Origin of the sequence: Streptomyces sp. NPDC021224 (assembly GCF_044332905.1) — a bacterium.
Lineage (GTDB): Bacteria > Actinomycetota > Actinomycetes > Streptomycetales > Streptomycetaceae > Actinacidiphila.
Genome location: NZ_JBIRPW010000001.1, coordinates 17,440 through 43,983, shown reverse-complemented (window position 1 = coordinate 43,983; position 26,544 = coordinate 17,440). Strand labels below are relative to the sequence as shown.

18 protein-coding genes and 1 pseudogene are annotated in these 26,544 nt (G+C 74.2%); 14 read left to right on the top strand and 5 right to left on the bottom strand.

Annotated features, from left to right (window positions below):
- Positions 1-28: 28 nt before the first annotated feature.
- The gene (locus ACH4PY_RS00140; RefSeq protein WP_398173784.1) at positions 29-2,632 is read right to left on the bottom strand and encodes a bifunctional SulP family inorganic anion transporter/carbonic anhydrase; all 2,604 of its coding nucleotides are present in this window, start codon (positions 2,630-2,632) and stop codon (positions 29-31) included.
- 210 nt (positions 2,633-2,842) lie between these two features.
- Between ACH4PY_RS00140 and ACH4PY_RS00135 the strand changes: the two genes are divergently transcribed.
- Positions 2,843-4,405, top strand: a complete 1,563-nt coding sequence (locus tag ACH4PY_RS00135; RefSeq protein WP_398173781.1) for a hypothetical protein — start codon at positions 2,843-2,845, stop codon at positions 4,403-4,405.
- On the opposite strand, the gene ACH4PY_RS00130 is transcribed toward ACH4PY_RS00135, so the two are convergent.
- Positions 4,386-5,414 carry an ATP-binding protein gene (locus ACH4PY_RS00130; RefSeq protein WP_398173778.1) on the bottom strand — a complete coding sequence of 343 codons (1,029 nt, stop codon included), beginning with the start codon at positions 5,412-5,414 and terminating at the stop codon, positions 4,386-4,388. The two genes, ACH4PY_RS00135 and ACH4PY_RS00130, sit on opposite strands and share 20 nt — an antisense overlap.
- Before the next feature lie 106 nt (positions 5,415-5,520).
- Between ACH4PY_RS00130 and ACH4PY_RS00125 the strand changes: the two genes are divergently transcribed.
- A complete protein-coding gene (locus ACH4PY_RS00125; RefSeq protein WP_398173775.1) occupies positions 5,521-6,384 on the top strand; it encodes an oxidoreductase in 864 nt (287 codons plus the stop codon).
- A 397-nt stretch (positions 6,385-6,781) separates the two neighbouring features.
- Here the strand turns inward: ACH4PY_RS00125 and ACH4PY_RS00120 are convergent, their stop codons facing one another.
- The gene (locus ACH4PY_RS00120; protein WP_398173772.1) at positions 6,782-7,627 is read right to left on the bottom strand and encodes an HAD family hydrolase; all 846 of its coding nucleotides are present in this window, start codon (positions 7,625-7,627) and stop codon (positions 6,782-6,784) included.
- A 439-nt stretch (positions 7,628-8,066) separates the two neighbouring features.
- Here ACH4PY_RS00120 and ssd point away from each other — a divergent pair, with 439 nt between their 5' ends.
- The 6 genes and pseudogenes from ssd to ACH4PY_RS00090 form a co-directional block, all read left to right on the top strand.
- Positions 8,067-9,173, top strand: coding sequence for a septum site-determining protein Ssd (ssd, locus tag ACH4PY_RS00115; RefSeq protein ID WP_398173769.1), 1,107 nt, complete (start codon positions 8,067-8,069; stop codon positions 9,171-9,173).
- The gene (locus ACH4PY_RS00110; protein WP_398173766.1) at positions 9,170-10,321 is read left to right on the top strand and encodes a TadA family conjugal transfer-associated ATPase; all 1,152 of its coding nucleotides are present in this window, start codon (positions 9,170-9,172) and stop codon (positions 10,319-10,321) included. The genes ssd and ACH4PY_RS00110 overlap by 4 nt, the downstream gene beginning before the upstream one ends.
- A 309-nt stretch (positions 10,322-10,630) precedes the next feature.
- On the top strand, positions 10,631-12,487 hold the full coding sequence (locus ACH4PY_RS00105) for a type II secretion system F family protein (RefSeq protein WP_398173763.1): 1,857 nt from the start codon (positions 10,631-10,633) through the stop codon (positions 12,485-12,487).
- Between the two features lie 108 nt (positions 12,488-12,595).
- On the top strand, positions 12,596-12,856 hold the full coding sequence (locus tag ACH4PY_RS00100) for a DUF4244 domain-containing protein (RefSeq protein WP_398173760.1): 261 nt from the start codon (positions 12,596-12,598) through the stop codon (positions 12,854-12,856).
- A 265-nt stretch (positions 12,857-13,121) separates the two neighbouring features.
- Positions 13,122-13,448 (top strand): TadE family type IV pilus minor pilin, encoded by a 327-nt coding sequence (locus ACH4PY_RS00095; protein ID WP_398173757.1) that lies wholly within the window; start codon positions 13,122-13,124, stop codon positions 13,446-13,448.
- Between the two features lie 56 nt (positions 13,449-13,504).
- Positions 13,505-13,711, top strand: a pseudogene (locus tag ACH4PY_RS00090) (Rv3654c family TadE-like protein); the annotation flags it as partial.
- A gap of 426 nt (positions 13,712-14,137) precedes the next feature.
- Here the strand turns inward: ACH4PY_RS00090 and ACH4PY_RS00085 are convergent.
- Positions 14,138-16,612, bottom strand: a complete 2,475-nt coding sequence (locus tag ACH4PY_RS00085; protein ID WP_398173754.1) for a DEAD/DEAH box helicase — start codon at positions 16,610-16,612, stop codon at positions 14,138-14,140.
- A 184-nt stretch (positions 16,613-16,796) separates the two neighbouring features.
- On the opposite strand from ACH4PY_RS00085, the gene bldG reads away from it, so the two are divergent.
- The 5 genes from bldG (at position 16,797) to ACH4PY_RS00060 (ending at position 22,816) form a co-directional block, all read left to right on the top strand.
- On the top strand, positions 16,797-17,138 hold the full coding sequence (gene bldG / locus ACH4PY_RS00080; protein WP_031520166.1) for an anti-sigma factor antagonist BldG: 342 nt from the start codon (positions 16,797-16,799) through the stop codon (positions 17,136-17,138).
- A gap of 94 nt (positions 17,139-17,232) precedes the next feature.
- The gene (locus ACH4PY_RS00075) at positions 17,233-17,646 is read left to right on the top strand and encodes an ATP-binding protein (protein WP_398173750.1); all 414 of its coding nucleotides are present in this window, start codon (positions 17,233-17,235) and stop codon (positions 17,644-17,646) included.
- A gap of 250 nt (positions 17,647-17,896) precedes the next feature.
- On the top strand, positions 17,897-20,290 hold the full coding sequence (locus ACH4PY_RS00070) for a sodium-translocating pyrophosphatase (RefSeq protein ID WP_398173747.1): 2,394 nt from the start codon (positions 17,897-17,899) through the stop codon (positions 20,288-20,290).
- A 275-nt stretch (positions 20,291-20,565) separates the two neighbouring features.
- On the top strand, positions 20,566-21,159 hold the full coding sequence (locus tag ACH4PY_RS00065) for a small secreted protein (protein ID WP_398173744.1): 594 nt from the start codon (positions 20,566-20,568) through the stop codon (positions 21,157-21,159).
- A gap of 115 nt (positions 21,160-21,274) precedes the next feature.
- Positions 21,275-22,816, top strand: coding sequence for a methyltransferase (locus ACH4PY_RS00060; protein ID WP_398173741.1), 1,542 nt, complete (start codon positions 21,275-21,277; stop codon positions 22,814-22,816).
- A gap of 146 nt (positions 22,817-22,962) precedes the next feature.
- On the opposite strand, the gene ACH4PY_RS00055 is transcribed toward ACH4PY_RS00060, so the two are convergent.
- Complete coding sequence (locus tag ACH4PY_RS00055) at positions 22,963-23,406, bottom strand: DUF2752 domain-containing protein (RefSeq protein ID WP_398173738.1); 444 nt, start codon at positions 23,404-23,406, stop codon at positions 22,963-22,965.
- 247 nt (positions 23,407-23,653) lie between these two features.
- On the opposite strand from ACH4PY_RS00055, the gene topA reads away from it, so the two are divergent.
- Entirely contained in the window at positions 23,654-26,464 is a 2,811-nt protein-coding gene (topA, locus tag ACH4PY_RS00050) for a type I DNA topoisomerase (RefSeq protein WP_398173735.1), read from the top strand.
- Positions 26,465-26,544 lie beyond the last annotated feature (80 nt).

The window sequence follows — 26,544 nt, the reverse complement described above, 5'->3', positions numbered from 1 at the left end:
CCCTGACAAGGGTTCGCCCGGAAGTGGTTTAGACCTTTGTGGTCAGTCCGTACGCCGCCGGGCCGTCGCCCTCCGGCGCCGTCGGCGGTACTGCCGGGGGCGGCGGGGCCGCGGCCTCCGCCACGGGTGCGGGGTCGTGCGAAAGAGGTGCGGGGTCCGGCCGTACTGCGGTGAATATGCCAGAGGCGCGATCGAGCAGATACGCCTGGGCCTCGCCCACGTGGAAGTACATCCCGTGCAGCTGGAGCCGCCCGTCGGCGATGCGGCGGGCCACCCCCGGGTGCGCTGCCAGGTGGTCGAGCTGCTGCACGACGTTGGCCAGGCTGAGCGCCTCGTGGTCGTCCGCGACCGGGCGGTCGGCCAGCGCCGCCCCGCCGTCCGCGCCGCCGGGGCCCCGCGCCATCCGGGCCAGACTCGGACGCCCGTGCCGCAGCCAGCGGGCCAGCGGGGTCTGCGCGTCGGACTCGCGCGGCTCAGGGGACTCATCCGGCTGATCCGGCTCGCGCCGCTCCTGCAGCTCGTGCGGCGGGGTCTGCGCGTCGGGCTCGTGGGCCGAGGCCAGCAGCGCCGCCATCGCCCCGCAGCCCGAATGCCCGCACACGGTGATGCTGCCGACCTCCAGCACCTCCACCGCGTACTCGACGGCGGCCGCCACCGAGTCGCAGGAGGCGTCCGAACCGGGTGGCGGCAGCAGATTGCCCACATTGCGCACCGTGAACAGATCGCCCGGCCCGCTGGAGGTGATCATGCTCGTGACCAGCCGGGAGTCGGCACAGGTGAGGAAGAGCTGGGTCGGCCGCTGGCCCTCGCGGGCCAGTCGCGCCAGCTCCTCGCGTACCAGTGGCGCCGTGTGGCGCTGGAAGGCGCTGACCCCGCCGAGCAACTGGCCGCCGCCGGTGGCCTGATGGCGCCCCGGGTGCGTGCAGTGGTAGTTGCGCCAGGGCGTCCAGGGGCGGCACGCGTGGGTGGGCGCCGGCTCGCGCAGGGCGCGGCCCGCCCCGTCGCCGAGCGCGACCTGGCCGCCGCGGCCGCGGTGCCGCGCGCACCAGCCGCGCAGCGCCTCGGAGGCCGCGTGGTCCATGAACGACCCGTCCAGCTCCACCGCCACCTCCGCCCCGTCCGGTACCTGCGCGAGTGCCCGCGTCAGCCGCGACACCGCGAGAAAGGTCAACTGCCCTGTCACGCGTACCCGTACCCGCGCACACGCCTCCTGCACCTTTTCCCGGCTTTCTTCTTTTTCTTCTGATTTATCGCTTTTTAGGCTTTCTTTGATTTCCCTGGCATATTCCTCGGCGACGGTGACGGTGACCCGGGTGTGCGTCAGCCGCCGCAGGGCCAGCACGACGGCCACCGCGATGCCCGCCGCCACGCCCTGGAGCACGCCGAGGACCACGACCGTGCCCAGCGTGGCCGCGTACACCGGGAATTCGCGGTGCCGCCGCACATGGCGGATGTGCGCGAAGCTCACCATGCGCACCCCGACCAGCATCACCAGCGCCGCCAGCGCGGCCAGCGGGATCGCCTCCAGTGCGCCCGCGGCCAGCCCCGCGCACGCCAGCACCCACACGCCGTGCAGCACCGTGGCCCGGCGCGTCCGCGCGCCCGCCGCGACATTCGCCGAGCCGCGCATCGCGCCGCCCGCGATCGGCAGCCCGCCCAGCAGACCTGACACCACGTTGGCCGCGCCCTGCCCCAGCAGCTCGCGGTCCAGCCGGACCGGTGGGGTCTGCGCCGCGGGCTGCCGGGCGGCCTGCAGGGCGTCCACCGCGAGCGCCGACAGCAGCGACTCCATGCTCGCCACCAGCGTCACCGTCAGGACCACCGCGACGACGCCGAGGACCGGCCCGTCCGGCATCTCCGGCAGTCCGGGCGCCTGCCACGCGGGCAGCTCCACGCGCGGCACGGACAGCCCCGCGGCCGCCGCCGTCGCCACCGCGACCGCCGCGAGCGGCGCCGGGACCGACCCCAGCACGCTCCCCGCGCGGCCGCCGACCCGCTCCCCGAGCCGGTCGCGCAGCCGCGGCCAGCCCAGCAGCACGGCGACGGTGACCGCCCCGACGAGCGGTGTGACGGGATGGCTGTCCGTCAGCTGTCCGGGCAGCGCCGCGATGTTGGCGACCGCCGAGATCTGCGGGCTGCCGCCGAGCACCACATGCAGCTGGCCCACCGCGATGACCACGCCGATACCGGCGAGCATGCCGTGCACGATGGCCGGGCTCACCGCGAGCGCCGCCCTGGCCACCCGCAGCACGCCCAGCAGCAGTTGCGCGAGCCCCGCGAGCACGGTGACGGCGCAGGTGGCGCGCCAGCCGTAGCGGTCCACGAGCCCGGCGGTGACCACGACCAGGCTGGTCGCGGCCCCGCTGACCTGGAGCGGCGCGCCGCCGAGGCTCCCCGCGACGATGCCGCCGACGACCGCGGCGACCAGGCCGGACTGGAGCGGCGCGCCGGTGGCCAGCGCGATGCCGAGGGAGAGGGGGACGGCGATGAGGAAGACGGTGATCGAGGCGGGCAGGTCGCCGGGGGTGCGGGCCGGTCGGGTGCGGGCCGCGGCGGGGGCCGGGGCCGGGGTGCGGAGTTTCAACTTCCCGTCTCCTTCGGTGGGCGGCGGGACTCGGTGGCGCAGTGTCATCACTCACTACTGCCAAAAGGCAGTAAAAAGACGGTAATGGATCGAATGCGGAGAGTGAAGCGCGGAGGTTGGCCCGGCAGCTTTTTTACGTCTATCGAGTGATTTGAATGATGAAACGGCCCGGCGGGGCAGGCGCGGAGGGTGAGCGTGCCAGCGTGGGTCGGCGTGTGGCCACATGACGCCGACGCCCTGCCGCGATGCGAGGTACGAATGCACTCCGTACGCAAGCCGCTCCCCGCTTCCCGTGCTCGCCGCGCCCCCGCGGACCGGGCCGTCCGTGCCGTCCGCGCCGCCGGAGCCGTCCGGGGCGGTTCCCCCGCGCGGCTGCGCACCGCCGCCGCGCTCGCCGTGGTGCTGGCCCTGGGCGCCGCCGCCTGCTCGTCGTCCGGCGGGTCGGGCCTGGACGGTCCGGCAGGTCGCGGGTTCGAGGGGGTGCCCCAGGTCCCGCCGGTGCTGCGGCTCATCGGCGACGGCTCCACGGCAGACACCGGCGCCCAGCCGCGTCAACCCGACGCCCGACGGCTGGGCGCGGGGGAGCGGCCGCCGCAGTTCGTCGTCTTCTCCTGGGACGGCGCCGCGCAGGACGACCGGCGGCTGCTGTCGTACGTCCGCGAGTTCGGCGAGCGCGACGGCGCCGCGATGACGTACTTCGTCAGCGGCGTCAGCCTGCTCCCCGCCGGGAACGCGGACCGCTACGCCCCGCCCCGGCACCCGCGCGGCACCTCCGACACCGGCCTCCCGGCCGACCCGGCGACCGTCGCCGACACCGTTCGCGAGATGCGCCTCGCCTGGGCGGACGGCAGCGAGATCGGCACCTCTTTCAACGGGCACTTCTGCGGGCCGGACGCGGGCGCGGCCGTCGACACCCCGGGCAGCACGGGCGGCGCCGACGGCCCTGGTGGTGACGGGCCCGACACCGCGTCCGGCGGGTGGACCGCAGCGGAGTGGGGCGCGGAGATCCGGCAGGCCGCGGACCTCACGCGGCGGTGGAAGACGAACACCGGCCTGTCCGCGGCCGACCCGCTCCCCTTCGACTACGCCAAGGCCGTCGTCGGCGGCCGCCCGCCGTGCCTGTCGGACCCGGCGGGCCTGCCCGCGGCGGCCGTGGCGGCGGGCTTCCGCTATCTCGCCGACCCGACCCCGCAGCCGCAGGTGTGGCCCGCGAAGTCCGGCGGTCTGTGGCGTTTCCCGCTCCAGGAGGTGCCCGTACCCGGCCGGGACACCGAGACGCCCGCCTCCGACCAGGGATTCCTGTCGGTCCAGTCCGGCACTCCGGTCGCGGGCGCCCAGGATCCGCAGGCGAACAGCGCATGGCAGGAGCAGATGCACGACGGCCTGATGGCCGGTTTCACGCGCGCCTACGAGGGCAATCGCGCACCGCTGGTCGTCGCGAGCCACCTGGAGTCGTGGAACGGCGGGGCCTATCTCAAAGCCGTCGAGGACACCGTCCGGGACGTGTGCGGCAAGCCGGACGTGCGGTGTGTGTCCTTCAAGCAGCTCGCCGACTGGCTGGACGCGCAGGACCCGAAGGTGCTGGAGCGGCTGCGCGGGCTGGACGTCGGGCAGGCCCCGCGGGGCGGCTGGCCCGCGCTGATGCGCCCGACGCCGTCACCGAGCGCGGTGGAGGAGGGCGCGCCGGAAGGCCGCGCGGCGGCGGGCGCGGGTCCTGCGGGTCCTGCGGGGTCAGCCGGTCTTGCGGGATCAACCGGTTCTGCGGGCGCGGCGGGTTCTGCGGGTCGTGCCGCCGAGCCCGTCAGGCCGGGCGCACGCTGAGCGACTCGCCGCGGGCGGCCGCCGGCACGGTCCCCAGCAGGCTCTCGTCGAGGACGAAACCGGGGTCGATCTGCGCCGCGAGGTCGGCCCCCGTCTTCGAGTTTCCCCAGCTCTCCGCGTTCTTCCTGTGGAAAAGTGCCATCTGCTGCGTGTAGCGCCGCCAGTCGCGCCGCTCGTACGCCGCGTCCGCCCGCTCGTGCATGGTGTGCAGCGCCCGCCGGTTGACGTCCTCAAGCTGTTCGAAGCGCGGCGGGCGGCCCTTCTCCATGGCCCGCACCCAGTCCGAGTGTCCGACCGTCACCAGCAGGTCGTCGCCGACCTCGGCGCGGAGGAAGGCCAGGTCGTCCGCGCCCTGCACCTTGTTGCCGATCACGGCGAGCGCGACGCCGTAGTCGCGTGCGTAGTCCCGGTACTGCCGGTAGACGGCGACGCCCTTGCGGGTCGGTTCGGCGACCAGGAAGGTGAGGTCGAAGCGGGTGAACATGCCGGAGGCGAAGGAGTCGCTGCCCGCCGTCATGTCGACGACGAGGTATTCGTCCCGGCCGTCGACGAGGTGGTTCAGGCACAGCTCCACCGCGCCGACCTTGGAGTGGTAGCAGGCCACGCCGAGGTCGGACTCGTTGAAGGGACCCGTCACCATCAGCCGCACCGTGCCGCCGTCCAGCGCCACGGGGTGGGCGCAGGCCGCGTAGACGGGGTTGTCGTCGTCCCCGGTGAGCCGCAGCAGACGGGAGCCGGGGCCGGGCGGCGTCGTCTTGATCATCGTCTCGGCGGAGGCGATCCGCGGGTTGGCGCCGCGCAGGTATTCCTTGATCTGCGGCAGGTGCGCGCCCAGCGCGGGAAGTGCGGCGGCCTCGTCCTCGCCGAGGCCGAGCGCCGGGCCGAGGTGCTGGTTGATGTCGGCGTCGACGGCGACGACGGGCACTTGCGAGGCGGCGAGATGGCGGATGAAGAGGGAGGACAGCGTGGTCTTGCCGCTGCCGCCCTTCCCGACGAAAGCGATCTTCATGTTCGCCAAGAGTAGTCGGATGACTACGCATGTTGTCCAAACGGAGTGGGCAAGGCCACTCGTTCGTGGTCGTTTGCCGTGTCGCGAGGTGCGTAGGGTCTTGGGCATGGCTACGAACGCTGCCCAGTCCGCCGCCGGGGAACTCTCGGCGACCGACCCGCTCGCCGCCCTCGGCACCCTGCCGGGCGTGCCCGAGGCGGTCGACGCCGTGCGCCGGGCAGTGGACGCGGTGTACGGCCATCGGGTGATGCGGCGCAGGTCCGACGAGGTCACCGCGGAGGCCGCACTGCGCGGTGCGCGCGGCTCCGCCGCCCTGGCCGGCGCCGACTGGCCGCTGGAGGAGCTGCGCCGCCGCAGCGACTTCTCCGCGGACGAGCAGGCCCGTACGGTCGGCGCCGCGCTGCGGCTGACCGCCGAGGCCGGCCAGCTGCTCGGCGTCTGGCGGCGCTCGCCCCTGCAAGCGCTGGCCCGGCTGCACCTGGTGGCGGCGGGCGGCGCTGCGGCGGACACCGCCGTGGGACGGCCGCGGCTGGCCGGGGAGCCGGTGGACGAACCCCTGGTCGGTGCCGCGGAGCTGGACCTGCCGAAGCCGCCGGAGGTCACCGCGCGGCTGGACGGCCTCACCGCGCTGCTGCTCGCGGGAACATCGGCCCCCGCGTTGGTCGTCGCGTCGGTCGTCCACGGCGAACTGCTGAGTCTGCGCCCCTTCGGCTCGTTCAACGGGCCCGTCGCGCGGGCCGCGGAACGGATCGTCCTGGTCGGCACCGGACTGGACCCGAAGTCCATCTGCCCGGCGGAGGTCGGCTACGCGGAACTGGGCGCGGCCGCCTACCTCGCGGCCCTGGAGGGCTACGCCTCGGGCACGGCCGAGGGCATGGCGGAATGGATCGCCCACTGCGGGCGGGCGCTGGAGCTGGGCGTACGCGAGAGCGTCGCCGTCTGCGAGGCGCTGCAGCGCGGCGCGGCCTGACAACGCCCGAGGCCGACGCCGGACACATGGACGGCGCCGGGGACGGCAATGCGGCGGCACCCTGAGGTGCCGCCGCTGGCACGTCGGCCCGGTGACCAGTGCGTGCGCGATGTCTGCCGTGATCAGGGCGGGGACTTCGCCCGCTGCCTGGTACGGCTGGCCCGGTTGGCGGGTCGGCTGCGCGTGGGTGCCCGGCTTCCGTGCTCGGTCCGTGGGGCCTACTGCTGTGAACTGCGGTCTTCCTCTCGGAAGTCCGTGGTCTCGCGGGCCGCTACGTCCTTTCTACCCCCGACCGTGGCCCGGTGGAACCCCCGGCTCCACTTCTTTACTTTTCCCGCCATCGCCGACAAACAGGACATGACGACCCGAGGGTGCCGCGGTCCCGGGCCCGGCGGTCTCAGGACAGGACGGCCGGGCGGCGGCGCCGGGCGGCGAGCCAGACCAGCCCCGCGGTCGCGGCGGCGGCACCCACCGCGGCGGCGGCGAGCACGGGGGCGGACGGCATGGGCAGGGAGGGGATCCGCTGGTTCAGCCGCACCGGGCGGTTGAAGGTGAGCGCGGGCCACCCGCGGGCCACCGCCTCCTTGCGCAGTGCCCGGTCGGGGTTGACCGCGTAGGGGTGGCCGACCGACTCCAGCATCGGGATGTCGGTCACCGAGTCGCTGTAGGCGAAGGAGCGCTCCAGGTCGTAGCCCTGCGAGCGGGCCAGCTCCTCGATCGCCTCCGCCTTCGCCGGGCCGTAGACGTAGTGCTCGATCTCGCCGTTGTAGGCCCCGTCCTCGACCACCATCCGGGTGGCCACGACGTGGTCGGCGCCGAGCATCTCGCCGATCGGCTCGACCACCTCGGAGCCGGAGGCGCTGACGATGACGACGTCACGCCCGGCGGCGTGGTGCTCCTCGATGAGCGAGGCCGCCTCGTCGTAGATGATCGGATCGATGAGGTCGTGCAGGGTCTCGGCGACGATCTCGCGCACCTGCTGGACATTCCATCCCTTGCACAGATCGGACAGGTATTTGCGCATGCCTTCCATCTGGTCGTGATCCGCACCCCCGACCAGGTACACGAACTGGGCATATGCGGTGCGCAAAACCGCCCGCCGGTTGATGAGACCGCCCTGGTAGAAGGACCGCCCGAAGGCGAGTGTGCTGGACTTGGCGATCACGGTCTTGTCGAGATCGAAGAAGGCCGCGGTGCGCGGTGGCAGGTGGTTTTCCACGTGACGAGCATAGGCAACCACCATTCGGCGTAAGGTCAGGCGCGTGGGTTTGCTCTCGAAGGCCATCGGGTACACCATGGAAGTCACGGATCGTTCGCGACCGTGCTAACCCGGTCTGGCTCCTCCCCCCCCCGAGTCGGACCGTGGGGACGACCCCCGCTCTCCCCCCCGGCGGGGGTCGTCGCATGTCCGGACCCGTTCTGTCGCTCTCGGCCGGGTCCCGCGCCGTCCTCGATCACACCAGCCTCCTCTGTCCACAGGTGGGCTCCCCTGGGTACGACGCGTGACGGTCCGTAATCGTTGTGAAGTCGGCGTGAAGTCACCTGTGTGAGTGACGAGTTATCCACAATCGTCGAGTTGTCCACAGTTTCTGACCAAGATCATCTCAATTCCCACTTCTCGCCCCAAGCTGATGTCGGCGGTGCACACCGGTGCCCCGCAAGGCAAGCGAAGGGGAAGAGAAATGTTCGGTTCCACAACGTCCGGACCGCGTCACGACGGCCTCGAAGGGTGCGCCGGACCTCTGATTGTCACGGAGGATGAAAGCCTCCTCGACGATCTGCTACGGCTGTGCGCCGCCGCCGGCTCGGAACCGGAAGTCGTCTTCGGGGCGCCACCGCGCGCGCCGAGTTGGGAGGGCGCGCCGCTGGTCCTGGTCGGCGTCGAGTCCGCAGCCCGGATCCGCGGGGTCCCGCGCCGGAAGGGCGTCCTCCTCGTCGGGCGGGATCCGGACGACGCGGAGGTGTGGCGCACCGCCCACGACGTCGGGGCCGACCACGTTCTGCTGCTGCCCGACGCCGAAGCCTGGCTCGTCGACCGGCTCGCCGACATCGTCGAGGGCGTCGGGCGGCCCGCCCTGACCGTCGGGGTGGTCGGCGGCCGCGGCGGCGCCGGCGCGAGCACCCTGGCGTGCGCCCTCGCGGTCACCTCCGCGCGCGCCGGGCGGCGCACGATGCTCATCGACGGCGATCCGCTCGGCGGCGGCCTCGACATCCTCGTCGGGGCCGAGCGCAACCGCGGACTGCGCTGGCCCGCGCTCGCCAACTCGCGCGGCCGCGTCAACAGCGCAGTCCTGGAGGAGTCCCTGCCGCGGCTGGACGCGCTGAGCGTCCTCAGCTGGGACCGCGGCGAATCCGTCGTCATCCCGGCCCCCGCCATGCGGTCGGTGCTCAGCGCCGCCCGGCGGCGCGGTGGCCTCGTGGTCGTCGATCTGCCGCGCCGGATGGACGACGCGGTGGCCGAGACGCTTCAGCAGATCGACATCGGCCTGCTGGTCGTGCCCGCCGAACTGCGCGCGATCGCCGCGGCCACCCGGGTCGCCTCGGCCTTCACGATGGTCATGAAGGACCTGCGGGTGGTGGTCCGCGGCCCCTTCGCCGACGGGCTCGACGGGCGTGAGACGGCCCGGCTCGTCGGGCTGCCGCCGGCCGGCGAACTGCCCCCCGAGCGCGGCCCCGGCACCCTCGGCAGCAGCGGGCCCCCGGGGTCCTCGGGCCGCGGTCCGCTGGCCCGCTTCTGCACCGCCTTCCTCGCCGCGGCCCTCACGGACGACGGGGGCGTGGCGGCATGACCACGCCCCTGCTGGACGCCGTACGCCTCCGCCTGGCCGAGCACGGCGGCGAGGCGACACCCGCCAGGGTCGCCGCGGCGCTGCGCGCGCAGGGCCGCCTGCTCGGCGACACCGAAGTCCTCCGGGTCGTCGGAGCCCTCCGCTCCGAACTGGTCGGCGCGGGCCCGCTGGAGGCGCTGCTCGCCGACCCGGAGGTCACCGACATCCTGGTCAACGGCCCCGAGGAGGTCTGGACCGACCGCGGCCGGGGCCTGGAGCGCGCCCCCGTCCGCTTCCCCGACACCGCCGCCGTCCGCCGGCTCGCCCAGCGCCTCGCCACCACCGCGGGCCGCCGGCTCGACGACGCCCGGCCCTGGGTCGACGCCCGGCTCCCGGACGGCACCCGGCTGCACGCGGTGCTGCCACCCGTCGTCGTCGGATCCCCCTGCCTGTCCCTGCGCGTGGTCCGCTCACGCGCCTTCACCCTCGCCGAACTGGTCGCCGCCGGCACCGTGGACGCCGAGACGGCAGCCGTGCTGCGCGCGGTGCTCGACGCACGGCTGTCCTTCATGATCAGCGGCGGTACGGGCTCGGGGAAGACGACGCTGCTCAGCTGCCTGCTGGGCCTGGTCGATCCCGGAGCGCGCATCGTCCTGGCCGAGGATTCCGCCGAACTGCGCCCCGACCACCCGCACGTCGTCCGGCTGGAGGCCCGCCCGCCCAACCAGGAGGGCGCCGGTGAGGTCACCCTGCGGGAGCTGGTGCGGCAGGCGCTGCGCATGCGGCCCGACCGGCTGGCGGTCGGCGAGGTGCGCGGAGCCGAGGTGACGGATCTGCTCAGCGCCCTCAACACGGGCCACGAGGGCGGCTGCGGCACCGTCCACGCCAACGCCGCGTCCGACGTCCCCGCCCGCCTGGAGGCCCTCGGCTCCACCGCGGGCCTGGACCGGGCGGCCCTGCACAGCCAACTGGCGGCGGCCCTCTCGGTGGTGATCCACCTGGCCCGCGACAGGACGGGACTGCGCCGCGTCGCCGAGATCCACGTCCTCACCCGCGGCGCCGACGGCCTGGTCACCACCCTCCCCGCCCTCCACGGCCCCACCACCCCCCTGACCCGCGGCCCAGGCTGGCCCCGCCTCGCGGCACTGTGCGCCGGGAGCACGTCATGACCGCGCGGGGTGCGCTGACGCGGGTGACGGTGCGGTGGCGGGCGCAGGGCGCGGTGGCTGCGCTGGGTGCGCTGCTGCGGTTGGCGGTGCGTCAGGCGGCTTCCGGGCGTGGTGGTGTGGCCGGGGTGCGGCTGCGGGTGCTGGTCGCGGTGAGGCGGTCGGGGGCCGGGTGGGTGCCGGGTGCGGTGGGGCGTGCGCCCGCTCTGCGCGAGGCGGCCCGGCAGTGGGCGAGGGCTCCGTGGGCCACGGCTTCGTGGGCTGAGGCGCGGCTGCCGGTGGCGCGTGCGGGTGCGTGGTTGGCGGTGCGTCATGGTGGTTGAAGGGCAGGTGGTGTGGGCGGTGGCGCTGTGTGCCGCCGCGTTGCTGGCCACGGGGCTGGAGGGTGGCGGGGCCCGGCGGCGGGCGCGCCGGGTGTTCGGTGGGGACGGCGCGCGGGCTGCCGGTCGCGTGGGGCCGGGGGAGTGGCTGCGTGCGGTGCTCGCGGAGCTGCCAGGGCGCGTCGAGAGGTACGCCCGTGGTGGGCCCGAGCGGTGTGCGCGGGTCTCCCGGGTGGTCCGGCGGGTGGGGCCGGAGGCGCTGTGCGTGCCGGTGGGCGTCGTGCTGGCGGTGCTGGCACGATCGGTGCTGCCGTTGCTCGCCGGAATCGCCGCGGTGCCGCTCGTGGGGCGGGCCCTGCGGAGGCGGGCACGCCGGGCCGCAGCCGAACGCGGGGCGGCGGCTGTCGCGGCGTTGTGCGCTGCGCTCGCCGGTGAGCTGCGCGCGGGGCGACCGCCGCACACCGCGCTGGGCGAGACGATCGGAACCGCCGGGTGGCAGCGGACCCCCGAACTGTCCGGAGCGGCCCGGCTGCTGCTCTCCGCCGCCCGCTTCGGCGGTGACGTTCCCCGGGCGCTGCGCGACGCCGCCACGCCGTCCGCGGGCACGGAGGGCCTGACCGCGGTGGCCGCCTGCTGGCAGGTCGCGGTGGACGGCGGTGCCGGACTGGCCGCCGCGCTGGACCGGGTGGCCGCGGCCCTGCGGGCCGAGGCCGACCAGCGTGACGACCTGCGGGCCCAGTTGGCCGGGCCCCGCTCCACCGCGGCGCTGCTCGCGCTGCTCCCGCTCTTCGGCGTGGTCCTCGGCGCGGGCCTGGGCGCCGATCCCGCCCGGGTGCTGCTCCACACTCCCGCGGGCCTGCTGTGCCTCCTCGCCGGGGGCGCCCTGGAATGGGCAGGGCTCGCCTGGACGGCGCGGATCATGCGCGCGGCCGAATCCCCGGCGGCGGGACCGAAACACCGCGGCGGTCCGCCGGAGGAGCCCCGCCGCCCGGCGGAAGCGCGTTCCCGGAGGACGGGCGGCGCGGATGCCCTCGCGGTCGGGCTCGTGGGAGTCGGCGGGGTTGTCCACAGCCTGGGGACAACCGTGGTGGCGGCGGTCGCGGCGGGCGGCGCGGTGGCCGCCGGTCTCGGGCGCGGGCGGCGGAAGAGGGCGAGGCGGCTCGTGACGGTGCTAGGCGGCGCGCCGGTGCGCCGGGTGGAGCCGGGGCGTCTGCGCCGCGTGGCCGGTGGTGCGGCGCGGCCGTGGGGAGCCGCGCTCGCGGCCGGGCTGGTGACGGGGGTGGCCGTCGGCGGGCCGCTCGGCGTGCTCGCGGGGCCGGCCGCCGCCCTGGCGGCCAGGTGGTGGCTGCGAGGCCGCCTGCGCACGGCAGAGCGCCGTACGGCCACCGCTGACCCCGGCGCCGGACAACTGCCGCTGTGCGCGGACCTGATGGCCGCGTGCCTGGCCGCCGGGGCGACACCAGGTGCGGCGGCGGGCGCGGTGGGCGGGTGTCTCGGCGGCCCGCTGGGGGCCGCGCTGATACGAGCGCAGTCCGAAGTGCGGTTCGGCGGGGATCCGGTGGAGTGCTGGCTGCGCTTCGGCGTCAGCGGCGGGCCCGCCGCCCGGGAGCTGGGCCGGTGCCTGGCCAGGGCGTCCACGACGGGCAGCGCGCCGGTGGCGGAGATGGCCCGCCTCGCCGCCGAGCTGCGCACGGCGCAGGGCCGTACCGCGCAGGCCGCGGCCAGACGGGCGGCGGTGCTGGCCACCGCGCCGCTGGGCCTGTGTTTCCTGCCGGCCTTCCTGCTGGTCGGCGTGGCCCCGGTGGTGATCGGCCTGGCGGGCACGGTCCTCGGCCCCGCCGCGCCCTGACCTGACCGCGATCCGACAGGTCACCCATAAGCGGGGGGCGTGGTTCCGCGCGCCCTCGTACACGTCCGGGATCACCCGGAGAAGCCCAGAAAACGGGAGGAAAAGGAAATGAGCATCGTCAGGACGTCACCCTCGCAGACGGCGGTCCGGCCGCGGCCGGACGGGAGGAGCCGGGCGGCGGCGTGGTGGAGGCGCCGGGCGCGGGCGTGCCGCGCGGCGGCCGAGGCGGGGATGAGCACGGCGGAGTACGCGGTCGGGACGATCGCCGCGTGCGGCTTCGCCGCCGTGCTCTACAAGATCGTGACGAGCGGCCCGGTGCGGACCGCTCTCACCGGGGTGATCACGAAGGCCCTCCATGTGCCCTTCTGACGCCTCCTCGAAGCCGGGTGCGGCCGCGCGGCCGCACCCGGCCTCGGGCCCGCGCTCCTGCTCGCCGCCGGGTGGGACGGTTCCGGGGCCGGGCGGCCACGGCGGCACCCCACCCGGTCCGCGGCTCGCTCCGCCGCCGCTCGCGGGTCCGCCGGGCCCGGTGGCCACCCGGCGGCGACCGAGCCGGGAAGGCGCCGCAGGTGCCGTGCCGCCGTGGGCGGGACGGGTGGTCAGGGCCCGCCGCCGGGCCGGGGAACAGGGATACGTGACCGCGGAGACCGCGGTGTCGATGCCCGCGCTGGTCCTGGTGGCCGGGACGCTCATCTGGGGTCTCATGGCCACGGCCGCCCAGGTCATGTGCGTGGACGCGGCACGGGCCGGGGCACGGGCGGCGGCCCGGTCGGAAGAGCCCGCCGCCGTGCTCCGGGCCGCACGGGAGGCGGCGCCGAAGGGCGCGCGGGTCAGCGTGCGGCGGGCGGGCGACATGGTGACCGTGCGGGTGGTCGTCCCGCCACCGCGCTTCCCCGTCGCGCTCGGGGCCCAGTCCACCGCGCTCGCCGAGGATTCCGTGGGCGGCGGTGAGGGACCGTGACCGCGCCGCCGCAGGAGCGCGACCGGGGCTCGGCCACCGTCTGGTCCCTCGGGATCATGGCCGTGCTGCTCACGCTCTTCGCAGCCGGGCTGCTGCTCGCCCACGCGGTCGTCCTGCGCCACCGGGCGGGCGCGGCCGCGGACCTCGCCGCCCTCGCGGCGGCCGACCACGCCCTGGACGGCAGGACGCACGCCTGCGCACTGGCCGCGCAGGTCGCCGAGGCCCAGGGCGCCCGCCTGACGGCCTGCGCGGTGACCGGCGAGATCGCCGACGTGGTGGCCGAGGTCGGCGGAGCCCGCGTCCGATCCCGCGCCGGCCCGGCCGCCACCCCGGAGACGGACCCACTCCCGGGCCCCGGCGTACCCGCCGCGGACGTGCTGGCTGGTGCCGGTGTCGCCCGGGCCGGGTTCCTGGCCGCCCCGTGGCCGGGTGAGCCCGCAGGTCCTGGTGTGTCCGGCGCCGGCGGATCTCGCGTCCGGTTCCGCGCTGCCGCGGTCGCGCGGGCCACCGACCCGGACGCGAACCGGCTTCCGGGGCCTGCCGCGCCCGCCGCCGGTGTCGGCCGAGCCCGCGCACCGGCCTGCGGCCCAGGCGCCGGCGCGTTCGCCCGCCTCGCCCCTGGCGCCGGGTCCTCGGCCCGGTACGCCCGCCGGGCCCTCCGTGCCCGAGGCCCCAGCGGGCGTACCGCGCTATCCGCCGGGCTCGGCCTCGGGGGTGTGCCCGGGGCGGGGTGCGGCGGGCCCGTCCCCGCTGCCGGAGGCTTCGCCCGGGGCGTCCGTGGGGGGCTGCGGGGTGGGGGTGTCCGGTGGGGCGGAGGACAGGAGGGAGGTCAGGAGGCGGAGGGAGGCGGCCTTGTCGAGGGGGTCGTTGCCGTTGCCGCACTTGGGGGACTGGACGCAGGACGGGCAGCCGGCGTCGCACTCGCAGGCGGCGATGGCCTCACGGGTGGCGCTGAGCCAGCCGCGCGCGGTGTGGAAGGCGCGCTCGGCGAAGCCCGCACCGCCCGGGTGGCCGTCGTAGACGAAGACGGTGGGCAGCCCGGTGTCGGTGTGCAGCGGAACGGACACACCGCCGATGTCCCAGCGGTCGCACGTGGCGAAGAGCGGGAGGAGGCCGATGGAGGCGTGCTCGGCGGCGTGCAGCGCGCCGGGCAACTCCTCCGGGAGGATGCCGGCGGCGTCCAGCTGGTCGTCGGTGACGGTCCACCAGACGGCCCGCGTGCGCAGCGTGCGCGGCGGCAGGTCGAGCCGGGTCTCGCCCAGCACCTCGCCGGTCACCAGCCGTCGGCGCAGGTACGAGACCACCTGGTGGGTGACCTCCACCGACCCGAAGTGGATGCGGGCCGCGCCCCACGGCTCGTCCACATCGGTGGACAGCACCCGGATGGACGTCGTGTCGCGGGCCATCGTCGAGTAGGACGGGTCCGCGCGGGTCACGAGGGCGACGGAGTCCTCCAGGTCCAGGTGCTCCACCACGTAGGTGCGGCCCTGGTGCAGGTGGACGGCGCCGTCGTGCACGGCGGTGTGCGCCGAGGCGGCGTCCACCGTGCCCAGCAGCCGCCCGGTGGCCGACTCCACGACCTGGACCGGCTTGCCGCCCGCGCCGCGGATGTCGGTGAGGTCGGCCGCCCGCTCCCGGCGCGTCCAGTACCAGCCGGTGGCCCGGCGGCGCAGCAGCCCCCGCCGCTCCAGCTGCGGCAGCAGCGCGGGCGCCTCCGGGCCGAAGAGCGGCAGGTCCTCCTCGGTGAGCGGCAGCTCGGCCGCGGCGGCGCACAGGTGCGGGGCGAGGACGTAGGGGTTGTCCGGGTCCAGCACCGTGGACTCGACGGGCTGCTCGAAGATCGCCTCCGGGTGGTGCACGAGATACGTGTCGAGCGGGTCGTCGCGGCCGACCATGACGGCGAGCGCGCCCTGCCCCGACCGCCCGGCGCGCCCGGCCTGCTGCCACAGCGAGGCGCGGGTGCCGGGGTAGCCGGCCAGCACGATGGCGTCCAGGCCCGAGATGTCGACGCCCAGCTCCAGCGCGGACGTGGACGCCAGGCCCAGCAGCCGGCCGGAGTGCAGATCGCGTTCCAGGGCCCGGCGCTCCTCCGGGAGGTAGCCGCCGCGGTAGGCGGCGACCCGGCGCGGCAGCGCGGAGTCGATCTCGGCGAGCCGCTCCTGGGCGATCACCGCGACCAGCTCGGCCCCGCGCCGGGAGCGGACGAAGGCGACCGTGCGCACCCCCTGGAGCACCAGGTCGGTGAGCAGGTCGGCGGATTCCGCGGTCGCGGTCCGCCGGACCGGCGCGCCGTGCTCGCCGGACAGGTGCGTCAGCGGCGGCTCCCACAGCGCGAAGGCGAGTTCGCCGCGCGGCGAGGCGTCGTCGGTGATCTCGGCGACCGGCAGCCCGGTGAGCCGGGTGGCCGCGCGCGCCGGGTCTGCGGCGGTCGCGGAGGCCAGCAGGAAGACGGGCGCGGCCCCGTAGCGGGCGCACACCCGCCGCAGCCGGCGCAGCACCTGGGCGACGTGCGAGCCGAAGACGCCGCGGTAGGTGTGGCACTCGTCGATCACGACATAGCGCAGATGGCGCAGGAAGGAGGACCACCGGGCGTGCCCGGGGAGGATACCGCGGTGCAGCATGTCCGGGTTGGTGAGCACGTAGGTGGCGTACTGCCGGACCCACTCGCGCTCCTCGACGGGCGTGTCGCCGTCGTAGACCGCGGGCCGCACCGCCGTGCCCAGCGGGGCGGCGAGCGCGGCCACGGCCCGCCGCTGGTCGGCGGCCAGCGCCTTGGTGGGCGCCAGGTACAGCGCGGTCGCGCCCCGTCCCCCTGCGCCCGGCGCGTCGGCCCCGTCCAGCAGGGCGCTGAGCACCGGCACGAGATAGCCGAGCGACTTGCCCGAGGCAGTCCCCGTGGCCACGACCACCGACTCGCCGCCCACCGCCAGCTCGGCCGCCCGGGCCTGGTGCTCCCACGGCAGGCGGATCCCGGCGGCCTCCACCGCCGCCACGACCTCCGGCCGGATGCCGAGCGGCCATGAGGCATGACGTCCGACCCGCGGGGGCAGGTGCTCCGTATGGGTGATGCGCGCGGCCCTGTCCGCCCCCGTGGCGAGCCGCTCCAGAGCGGTGCGGGGGGACGGGCGCCCGTGCGCCGACTGCGGAAGACGATCCTGGGCCATCGGCACTCAGTGTGTCACCGGCGCGACGGACAAACGCATGAAGGCGTCGTGCTGGCCCGCTGTGAAGTGATTGAATGCCATCGCGGCTGAGGGCCCTTCCCCTACCTTCGGTGGGAGAAGGCTCCTACTCCTCGGTGGGGAGGCCCCTGGGGGAGTCGCGTCGATGCAAGGTGCTGGAGGATCCGTGGACCTGTCCCTGTCGACCCGAACCGTCGGCGATCGCACGATCGTCGAGGTCGGCGGCGAGATTGATGTGTACACCGCGCCCAAGCTGCGCGAGCAGCTGGTGGAGCTCGTGAACGACGGGAGTTACCACCTGGTCGTGGACATGGAAGGGGTCGACTTCCTCGACTCCACCGGACTGGGCGTCCTCGTCGGCGGGCTCAAGCGGGTGCGCGCGCATGAGGGATCGCTGCGTCTGGTGTGCAACCAGGAGCGCATCCTGAAGATTTTCCGTATCACCGGCCTGACCAAGGTGTTCCCGATCCACACCTCGGTGGACGAGGCCGTCGCGGCGACCGACTGATTCTTCGCCCGAGCGAAGGGGTCCCGGACGGGTACACCGTCCGGACCCCTGTGATGCCCGTGTGATGTCTGCCCATGGAACCGAGGGGGAGGCCATGCCCACCGTAGAACTGCTCTTCAGCGCCCAGCCGGAGCATGTGCGCACAGCACGGCTCGTGGCGGCTGCCGTGGCGCGCCGGGCGGGGGTGGGCGAGGCGGCTCTCGACGAGGTGCGGCTCGCGGTGGGCGAGGCCTGCAGCCGGGCCGTGGGCCTGCACCGCAGCAACGGCGTCGAGGCGCCGGTGCGGGTGATGCTCAACGAGGACGAGAAGACGTTCTCCATCGAGGTGGCCGACGAGGTGCCGGGCAACGCCCACGGCTCCTCGCCGGACTCCGGTGGCGACGAGGCCGCCGACGACGAGGGCGAGATGGGCCTGGCCGTGATCAGCGGTCTGGTCGACGACGTGGAGGTCATCGAGGGCGCCGCCGGCGGAGTCATCCGCATGAGCTGGCCGACCCCCTCCGCGTAAGGCCGTCCGCCGGAAGCCCCTCCGCCGCGGAACCCGCGTAACGCCCGTGCGGGACGGAAAACGCGCCCGATTGGCCGGATGCGTCATTTACGGTGGGAATTCCCGACCGATCCCGACGCGCACCCTTTTTTGATCTTTCGCGGCTCCCTACAATCCGCTCATCGTGCTCAGCTCGCCTGAGCGTCGCGGCTTTGTCGACTGTCGAGCCGTAGGAGCCGCACGCCCATGCGCCAAACGTCAAGGAGGACGAATGGCGGGGCTATTCACCCCTCGGACGCTTGCCGCGGATCCGATACCGGTACTGACGGACGGAAACCGGCTGCTCGTCTGGATCATCGCGGTGGTCGCACTCGCGGCCCTGGCACTCGCCGCGGTGCTGGTGCGCCAAGTGCTCGCGTCGGACGAAGGTTCCGACGCCATGAAGAGGATCGCCGCTGCCGTGCAGGAGGGTGCCAACGCCTACCTGGCACGGCAGTTCCGTACCCTGGCGGTCTTCGCCGTCGCCGCGTTCTTCCTGCTCATGCTGCTGCCCGCGGACGACACCTCGCAACGTATCGGCCGGTCGATCTTCTTTCTCGTCGGCGCCGTATTCTCGGCGCTCACCGGATACGTCGGAATGTGGCTCGCGGTACGCAGCAATGTGCGGGTCGCCGCGGCGGCGAGAGCGGCGACCCCGGAACCCGGAGAACCGCCCGCCGATTTACGCGACGTGTCGCACCGGGCCATGAAGATCGCATTCCGCACGGGCGGCGTCGTCGGAATGTTCACCGTCGGACTCGGACTGCTCGGCGCGTCCGCGGTCGTACTGATCTACAAGGCCGACGCCCCCAAGGTGCTGGAGGGATTCGGATTCGGCGCCGCGCTGCTCGCGATGTTCATGCGCGTCGGCGGCGGCATCTTCACCAAGGCCGCCGACGTGGGCGCCGACCTGGTCGGCAAGGTCGAGCAGGGCATCCCGGAGGACGACCCGCGCAACGCCGCCACGATCGCGGACAACGTCGGCGACAACGTCGGGGACTGCGCCGGCATGGCGGCCGACCTGTTCGAGTCCTACGCCGTCACCCTTGTGGCGGCACTCATCCTCGGCAAGGTCGCCTTCGGCGACGCGGGCCTGGCCTTCCCGCTCCTCATCCCCGCGATCGGCGTGCTCACCGCGATGGTCGGCATCTTCGCCGTCGCGCCCCGCCGCTCCGACCGCAGCGGCATGACGGCGATCAACCGCGGATTCTTCGTCTCCGCGCTCATCTCGACGGCCGGTGTCGCCGTCGCCGTCTACACCGCGCTGCCCTCCTCCTACGCCGACCTGCACGGCGTGGGCCCGGACATCACCGGGCACGGCGGCGACCCGCGCGTGCTCGCGCTCGTCGCCGTCGTGATCGGCATCGTCCTCGCGGCGCTGATCCAGCAGCTCACCGGCTACTTCACCGAGACCGCCCGGCGCCCGGTCCAGGACGTCGGGAAGACCTCGCTCACCGGCCCGGCCACTGTGGTGCTCTCCGGCATCTCGCTCGGCCTGGAGTCCGCGGTCTACTCGGCGCTGCTCATCGGACTGTCGGTCTACGGCGCCTTCCTGCTCGGCGGCACCTCGGTGTGGCTCGCGCTCTTCGCGGTCGCGCTCGCGGGTACCGGGCTGCTCACCACCGTCGGCGTCATCGTCGCCATGGACACCTTCGGCCCCGTCTCCGACAACGCCCAGGGCATCGCCGAGATGTCCGGCGACGTCCACGGCGAGGGCGCGCAGGTGCTCACCGATCTCGACGCGGTCGGCAACACCACCAAGGCCATCACCAAGGGCATCGCCATCGCCACCGCCGTACTCGCGGCGACCGCGCTGTTCGGCTCGTTCAAGGAGGCCGTCGACACGGCCGTCGGCAAGGCGCATCCGGGCGCGTCCGACGCGCGCTGGCTGTCGCTGGACATCTCGCAGCCGAACAACCTGGTCGGGCTGCTGTTCGGCGCGGCGGTCGTCTTCCTCTTCTCCGGCCTGGCCATCAGCGCCGTCTCCCGCTCCGCGGGCGCGGTCGTCCACGAGGTGCGGCGGCAGTTCCACGACCACCCGGGGATCATGGACGGCACGGAGACCCCCGAGTACGGCCGGGTCGTCGACATCTGCACCAAGGACGCGCTGCGCGAGCTGGCCACGCCCGGCCTGCTCGCCGTCCTGGCGCCGATCGCGGTCGGGTTCGGCCTCGGCATCGGCTCGCTCGCGTCGTACCTCGCGGGGGCGATCGGCGCGGGCAGCCTGATGGCGGTCTTCCTCGCCAACTCCGGTGGCGCGTGGGACAACGCGAAAAAGCTCGTCGAGGACGGCCACCACGGCGGCAAGGGCAGCGAGGCGCACGCGGCGACCGTCATCGGCGACACCGTGGGCGATCCGTTCAAGGACACCGCCGGTCCGGCCATCAACCCGCTGCTGAAGGTCATGAACCTGGTCGCGCTGCTCATCGCCCCGGCCGTGGTCAAGTTCAGCTACGGCGTCGACGCCAACGCGGCCGTGCGGACCGTCGTCGCGGCGGTCGCGGTCGTGGTCGTCGTCGGGGCCGTCTACGTGTCCAGGCGCCGCGGCGTCGTCATGGACGCGAGCCCCGGGAGCGCCGGGAGCGGCGGCGCCGAACGGGTGGGGGACGCGGCGAGCCCGGCCTGACGCACCACCACCCGCACGCCCCCCCGAAGGGCCGTGCGACACGCCCGGAGGTCCTCGGGCACCACGTGAGTTCTGCCACACCGTCAGCCCCGCGGCGGGTCCCGGCATCCGGCCGGGCGCCCGCCGTACGGGCAGGTCGGCGATACCGTGCCCGGTCTTGCTACGAACGGCTTGAATTGCGGACGAATGAGCGCGAAGTCCCCGCCGGATTCGTGGTCACCACCCCCTCCCCGTGTAAGTTCCGGGGCCGTGACGCCACGGAAGGGACCTGAACGGTGAAGCTGAACCACGGACGCCGCGCCGCGCTGTCGGGCGCGGCCGTGCTGCTGGCGCTGACGCCGCTGTCGGCCTGCTCCAGCGACGACACGGGCAAGAAGCTCGACACCTGGGCGCAGGGCGTGTGCGACCAGACCGCGGCGCAGACGAAGAAGATCAACGACGCCAACACCTCGCTGACCAAGGTCGACAGCGGCGGCAAACCGCAGGACGTGCAGTCCGCCGACTCCGCGGCCTTCCAGCAGATCTCCGACGCCTACAAGTCGCTGTCCGGCATCTTCGACGCCGCGGGCCCGGCCCCCGGCGACAACGGCGACACCTTCCAGCAGAACGCCGTCACCTCCTTCAGCGGGCTGTCCACGCAGTACGCGGCTCTCAAGAAGCAGGTCGACGGGCTGGACACCACCGATCAGGCCAAGTTCGCCACGGGCCTCCAGGGCGTGTCGGACTCCTTCTCGAAGGCGACGACCGACGGCGACAAGGCGCTCAGCGCGCTGCGCGAGGGCGACCAGGGCAAGGCGCTGGCCAAGCAGCCCGGCTGCCAGAGCGTCCCGCAGTCCCCGTCCACGGCCCCGACACCGACCATGTCCTAACCGCCGTAACCGCCGTAACCGCCGTACGGCCTGTGGGCGCCGCGGGCCGCACGAGGCGGACGTCCGCCGCCGTACCCGGCGGTCCCGTGGCCCGCAGCCGCCCGATGACGAGACAATGGCCTTCGTGACGACGCCCCGCCTCCCCGCCCCCGACAGCGCAGCCGCTCTGCGCGACGACCTGCTCGCCGCCGACTTCACCGCCGACGGCTGCCTCGACCTGCTGGGTGCCGTCGGCTACGCGGCGCTCTCGCGCGCCGAGACCGTCCCCGCGCTGCGCGCCACCCGTGGCGGAAGCCCGCTGGAGACCCTGGTCCGGCTCTTCCTCCTGCAACGCCCCGCCCCGTACGGCCGCGTCCGCGTCGCGCTGCCGGGGCTGGACCGCTACGTCGCGGACGGCTGGCTGGTGCGCGACGGCGACGAGATCCGCGCCACGGCCGATGTGCGCCCCTACGCGGGCGACGGCGGCGCGGACTGGTGGATCGTCTCCGACCTGGGCTGCGCGGTCGGCGGCGCGGGCGGCATCGGCGGTACGTCCGGCGGGCCCGGCGGCTCCGGCGTGGACCGCGCCGACCTGGTGCTGGGTGTCGGCGGCGCCTCCACCACCCTCGCCGGGCTGACCGTCCGTGAACCCGTGGGCAGCGCCCTGGACCTGGGTACCGGCTCCGGCGTCCAGGCCCTGCACGCCTCCCGACACGCCACCCGCGTCACGGCCACCGACGTCAACCCGCGCGCCCTGCACTTCGCCCGCCTCACCCTCGCGCTCTCCGGCGCGCGGCAGCCCGACCTGCGCCGCGGCAGCCTCTTCGAGCCGGTCGGCGACGAACGCTACGACCTCGTCGTCTCCAACCCGCCCTTCGTGATCTCCCCCGCCGGACGCTTCACCTACCGGGACGGCGGAATGGGCGGCGACGACCTGTGCCGCACCCTGGTGGAGCAGGCCGCCGACCACCTCACCGACGGCGGCTGGTGCCAACTGCTGGCCAACTGGCAGCACATCGAGGGCCAGGACTGGCGCGAACGGCTGGTCCAGTGGGTGCCGCGCGGCTGCGACGCCTGGATCGTGCAGCGCGAGGTGCAGGACGTCGCGCAGTACGCCGAGTTGTGGCTGCGCGACGGGGGCGACCACCGCGACGACCCGGCGGCCTACGCGGCCCGTTACGACGCCTGGCTGGACGACTTCGAGCACGCCAAGGTCGGTGCCGTCGGCTTCGGCTGGATCACCCTGCGCAAGACCGGCTCCGAGCGGCCCGCCGTCACCGCCGAGGAATGGCCGCACCCGGTGGAGCAGCCGCTCGGCCCGCACATCGCGGACTGGTTCGCCCGGCAGGACTTCCTGCGCCGCCACGACGACGCCGACCTGCTCGACGCCCGCTTCACCCTGGCCCCCGAGGTGGTGCAGGAGCAGGTCGGGATGCCGGGCGCGGAGGACCCCGAGCACGTCGTGCTGCGCTCGGGCCGCGGCATGCGCCGGGCCACCGAGGTGGACACCGTGGGCGCGGGCTTCGCCGGGGTGTGCGACGGGACGCTGCCGGCCGGGCGCATCGTGGACGCCATCGCCCAACTGCTGGGCGAGGATCCGGTGGTGCTGCGGGACCGCACGCCCGCCGCGATCCGCATGCTGGTCGAGCAGGGCTTCCTGGAGCCCGTCACGCCGTGACGCGGAGCCCCTGACGCCGTGCGCGGAGCCCCCGGCGCCATGACGCGGAGCCCCTGACGCCGCGTCCGGAGGCCGCTTGAGCCGTGGCGGGGAGGCCGTCACGGCGGTAGGGCGCCGCCGGAACGCGGGGGCGTACGCCGGTGCGCTCAGCGCAGGTTGCGTACGACCCCCCACGCCACCAGCGCCACCACCAGTGCCGCCGCCCCGCGCGGCCCCACCCGAACACGCCACTGCCGCCCCCGCAGCGCCGCCCACGCCCAGCCCCCGAAGGCGGCCAGCAGCAGCGGCGTGCAGAGCAGCAGCAGCGCGTTGTCGTGGAAGGCCCGGACGGGGTCGGCGTGCAGCAGGTCGTACGCCGTACGGGTGGCTCCGCACAGCGGGCAGAGCAGGCCGGTGGCCCAGTTGAAGGGGCAGCGCGGCAGCCAGTGGCCCGGCTGGTGCGGATCCGTGCGGTAGAGATACGCCGCCGCGGCCGTCCCGGCGGCCAGCGCGCCCAGCGGCGCCGCCGCCCGATGCCGTACGGCCCGCCGCACACCGCCACCGTCCACCCCGGCACCTCCGGTCCGCAGGGACACCTGCCCGGCACCCATCCTGGCACCCCGCCCGTGCCCCGTTCCGGCCGCCCGCCGCGCAGGTACGCATCCGGCCACCCGCGCCGCGGCCCGCCGCGTCCGCGCCGCCCCCTTCGGCTCTGACATGACCCGTCCATGCGGCAGACAGACCGCTTGTCGGGTTACCGTTCGGATGGCGTTGTTGACTTTTCCCGTTTGACACGGGACCGGGAGGTACGGTCACACTCCGCAGCGTCACCCCTTCGAACCGGAGAGAAGAGCGAAGTTGTCCCCGACCCGCGAGACCGCACCGGCCGGCCGTCGACTCGTCATCGTCGAGTCGCCCGCCAAGGCGAAGACGATCAAGGGCTATCTCGGCCCTGGATACGTCGTGGAGGCGAGCGTCGGGCACATCCGCGACCTGCCCAACGGGGCCGCCGAGGTGCCGGCGGAGTACAAGGGCCAGCCGTGGGCGCGGCTCGGCGTCAACGTGGACAGCGACTTCCAGCCGATCTACGTCGTCAACGCCGACAAGAAGGCCCAGGTCAAGAAGCTCAAGGATCTCCTGAAGGACTCCGACGAACTCTTCCTCGCCACCGACGAGGACCGCGAGGGCGAGGCCATCGCCTGGCACCTCCAGGAGATCCTCAAGCCCAAGGTGCCCGTGCACCGCATGGTCTTCCACGAGATCACCAAGGACGCCATCCAGGCCGCGGTCCGCAACCCGCGCGAGCTGAACAAGCGCCTCGTCGACGCCCAGGAGACCCGCCGCATCCTCGACCGCCTCTACGGCTACGAGGTCTCGCCGGTGCTGTGGAAGAAGGTCATGCCGCGGCTGTCGGCCGGCCGCGTGCAGTCCGTCGCCACCCGGCTCGTCGTCGAGCGCGAGCGCGAGCGCATCGCCTTCCGCTCCGCCGAGTACTGGGACCTCACCGGCGTCTTCACCACCGGCCGGGCCGGTGACGCGAGCGACCCGTCCACGCTCAACGCCCGGCTCGTCTCCGTCGACGGCCGCCGCGTCGCCCAGGGCCGCGACTTCGACGCCTCCACCGGCGCCCTCAAGCCCGGTGCGACCGTCCTCCAACTGGACGAGCCCGCCGCCCGCGCCCTGGCCGCCGCCCTCGCCGACGTGCCCTTCGCCGTCCGCAGCGTCGAGTCCAAGCCCTACCGCCGCTCGCCGTACGCGCCCTTCCGCACCACGACGCTCCAGCAGGAGGCCTCGCGCAAGCTGGGCTTCGGCGCCAAGGCGACGATGCAGGTCGCGCAGAAGCTGTACGAGAACGGCTTCATCACCTATATGCGTACGGACTCCACCACGCTGTCGGAGACCGCCGTCACCGCCGCCCGCGCGCAGGTCACCCAGCTCTACGGCGCCGACTACCTGCCCGACAAGCCGCGCACCTACGCCGGCAAGGTCAAGAACGCGCAGGAGGCGCACGAGGCGATCCGCCCCTCCGGCGACCGCTTCCGCACCCCCGCCGAGACCGGCCTGACCGGCGACCAGTTCCGGCTCTACGAGCTGATCTGGATGCGCACGGTCGCCTCGCAGATGAAGGACGCCGTCGGCCAGTCCGTCACCGTACGCGTCGCCGGTACCTCCACCGACGGGCGCGACGCCGAGTTCAGCGCGTCCGGCAAGATCATCACCTTCCACGGCTTCCTCAAGGCCTACGTCGAAGGCGCCGACGACCCCAACGCCGAACTCGACGACCGCGAGCGCCGCCTGCCGCAGGTCACCGAGGGCGACGCGCTCACCGCCGAGCAGATCGACGCCGACGGCCACTCGACCAAGCCGCCCGCCCGCTACACCGAGGCGTCGCTGGTCAAGGAGCTGGAAGAGCGCGAGATCGGCCGCCCCTCGACCTACGCGACGATCCTCGGCACGATCCTCGACCGCGGCTACGTCTTCAAGAAGGGCACCGCGCTCGTCCCGACGTTCCTGTCCTTCGCCGTCGTCAACCTGCTGGAGAAGCACTTCGGCTGGCTCGTCGACTACGACTTCACCGCCTCCATGGAGGACGACCTCGACCGCATCGCCCGCGGCGAGGCCGAGTCCGTGCCGTGGCTGCGGCGCTTCTACTTCGGCACGGAGGAGCCCGACGCGGCCCCCGCCGCCTCCGCCGCGAACGGCGACGGCGACCACCTCGGCGGCCTCAAGGAACTCGTCGAGGACCTCGGCGCGATCGACGCCCGGGAGATCTCCTCCTTCCCGGTCGGCGACGGCATCGTGCTGCGCGTCGGCCGCTACGGCCCCTACATCGAGAAGGGCGAGCGCGGCGAGGACGACCACCGCCGCGCCGATGTCCCCGACGACCTGCCGCCCGACGAGCTGAGCGTCGAATACGCCCAGGAGCTCTTCGCGCGCCCCAGCGGCGACTTCGAACTCGGCACCGACCCGCACACCGGCCGCCCCATCGTCGCCAAGGACGGCCGCTACGGCCCCTACGTCACCGAGGTGCTGCCCGAGGACACCCCGAAGACCGGCAAGAACGCGGTCAAGCCGCGCACCGCGTCGCTCTTCAAGTCGATGTCCCTCGACACCGTCACCCTCGAGGACGCCCTCCGGCTGATGTCCCTGCCGCGCGTCGTCGGCACCGACCCCGACGGCGTCGAGATCACCGCGCAGAACGGCCGCTACGGCCCGTACCTCAAGCGCGGTACGGACTCGCGCTCGCTGGAGACCGAGGACCAGCTCTTCACGATCACCCTCGACGACGCCCTCGCCATCTACGCCCAGCCCAAGCAGCGCGGCCGCGCCGCCGCGAAGCCGCCGCTCAAGGAACTCGGCACCGACCCGGTCAGCGAGCGCCCCGTCGTCGTCAAGGACGGCCGCTTCGGCCCGTACGTGACCGACGGCGAGACCAACGCGACACTGCGCCGCGACGACGACGTCGAGACCATCACCCCGGAGCGGGGCTACGAACTCCTCGCGGAGAAGCGGGCGAAGGGGCCCGCGAAGAAGAAGGCCCCGGCGAAGAAGAAGGCCGCCGCCCCGGCGAAGAAGACCGCGGCGAAGAAGGCCGCGCCCGCGGCGAAGAAGACGGCCGCCTCCGCGAAGAAGGCCGCCGCCAAGAAGTCCGCGCCGCCCGCGGAGTAGCCGGTGACCGCCTCCCGGCGGTGGCGGGCCCGTGGCCGCGCCGCCGGACGGACCGGGGGCACGACCGCGGCCTTGAACAG

Excerpts from the sequence above, each read along its gene's own strand:
- ACH4PY_RS00140 (WP_398173784.1), bottom strand. The coding sequence starts at position 2,632 with ATGACACTGCGCCACCGAGTCCCGCCGCCCACCGAAGGAGACGGGAAG.
- ACH4PY_RS00135 (WP_398173781.1), top strand. The coding sequence starts at position 2,843 with ATGCACTCCGTACGCAAGCCGCTCCCCGCTTCCCGTGCTCGCCGCGCC.
- ACH4PY_RS00130 (WP_398173778.1), bottom strand. The coding sequence starts at position 5,414 with ATGAAGATCGCTTTCGTCGGGAAGGGCGGCAGCGGCAAGACCACGCTG.
- ACH4PY_RS00125 (WP_398173775.1), top strand. The coding sequence starts at position 5,521 with ATGGCTACGAACGCTGCCCAGTCCGCCGCCGGGGAACTCTCGGCGACC.
- ACH4PY_RS00120 (WP_398173772.1), bottom strand. The coding sequence starts at position 7,627 with ATGGTGGTTGCCTATGCTCGTCACGTGGAAAACCACCTGCCACCGCGC.
- ssd (WP_398173769.1), top strand. The coding sequence starts at position 8,067 with ATGTTCGGTTCCACAACGTCCGGACCGCGTCACGACGGCCTCGAAGGG.
- ACH4PY_RS00110 (WP_398173766.1), top strand. The coding sequence starts at position 9,170 with ATGACCACGCCCCTGCTGGACGCCGTACGCCTCCGCCTGGCCGAGCAC.
- ACH4PY_RS00105 (WP_398173763.1), top strand. The coding sequence starts at position 10,631 with ATGGTGGTTGAAGGGCAGGTGGTGTGGGCGGTGGCGCTGTGTGCCGCC.
- ACH4PY_RS00100 (WP_398173760.1), top strand. The coding sequence starts at position 12,596 with ATGAGCATCGTCAGGACGTCACCCTCGCAGACGGCGGTCCGGCCGCGG.
- ACH4PY_RS00085 (WP_398173754.1), bottom strand. The coding sequence starts at position 16,612 with ATGGCCCAGGATCGTCTTCCGCAGTCGGCGCACGGGCGCCCGTCCCCC.
- ACH4PY_RS00075 (WP_398173750.1), top strand. The coding sequence starts at position 17,233 with ATGCCCACCGTAGAACTGCTCTTCAGCGCCCAGCCGGAGCATGTGCGC.
- ACH4PY_RS00070 (WP_398173747.1), top strand. The coding sequence starts at position 17,897 with ATGGCGGGGCTATTCACCCCTCGGACGCTTGCCGCGGATCCGATACCG.
- ACH4PY_RS00060 (WP_398173741.1), top strand. The coding sequence starts at position 21,275 with ATGGCCTTCGTGACGACGCCCCGCCTCCCCGCCCCCGACAGCGCAGCC.
- ACH4PY_RS00055 (WP_398173738.1), bottom strand. The coding sequence starts at position 23,406 with ATGGGTGCCGGGCAGGTGTCCCTGCGGACCGGAGGTGCCGGGGTGGAC.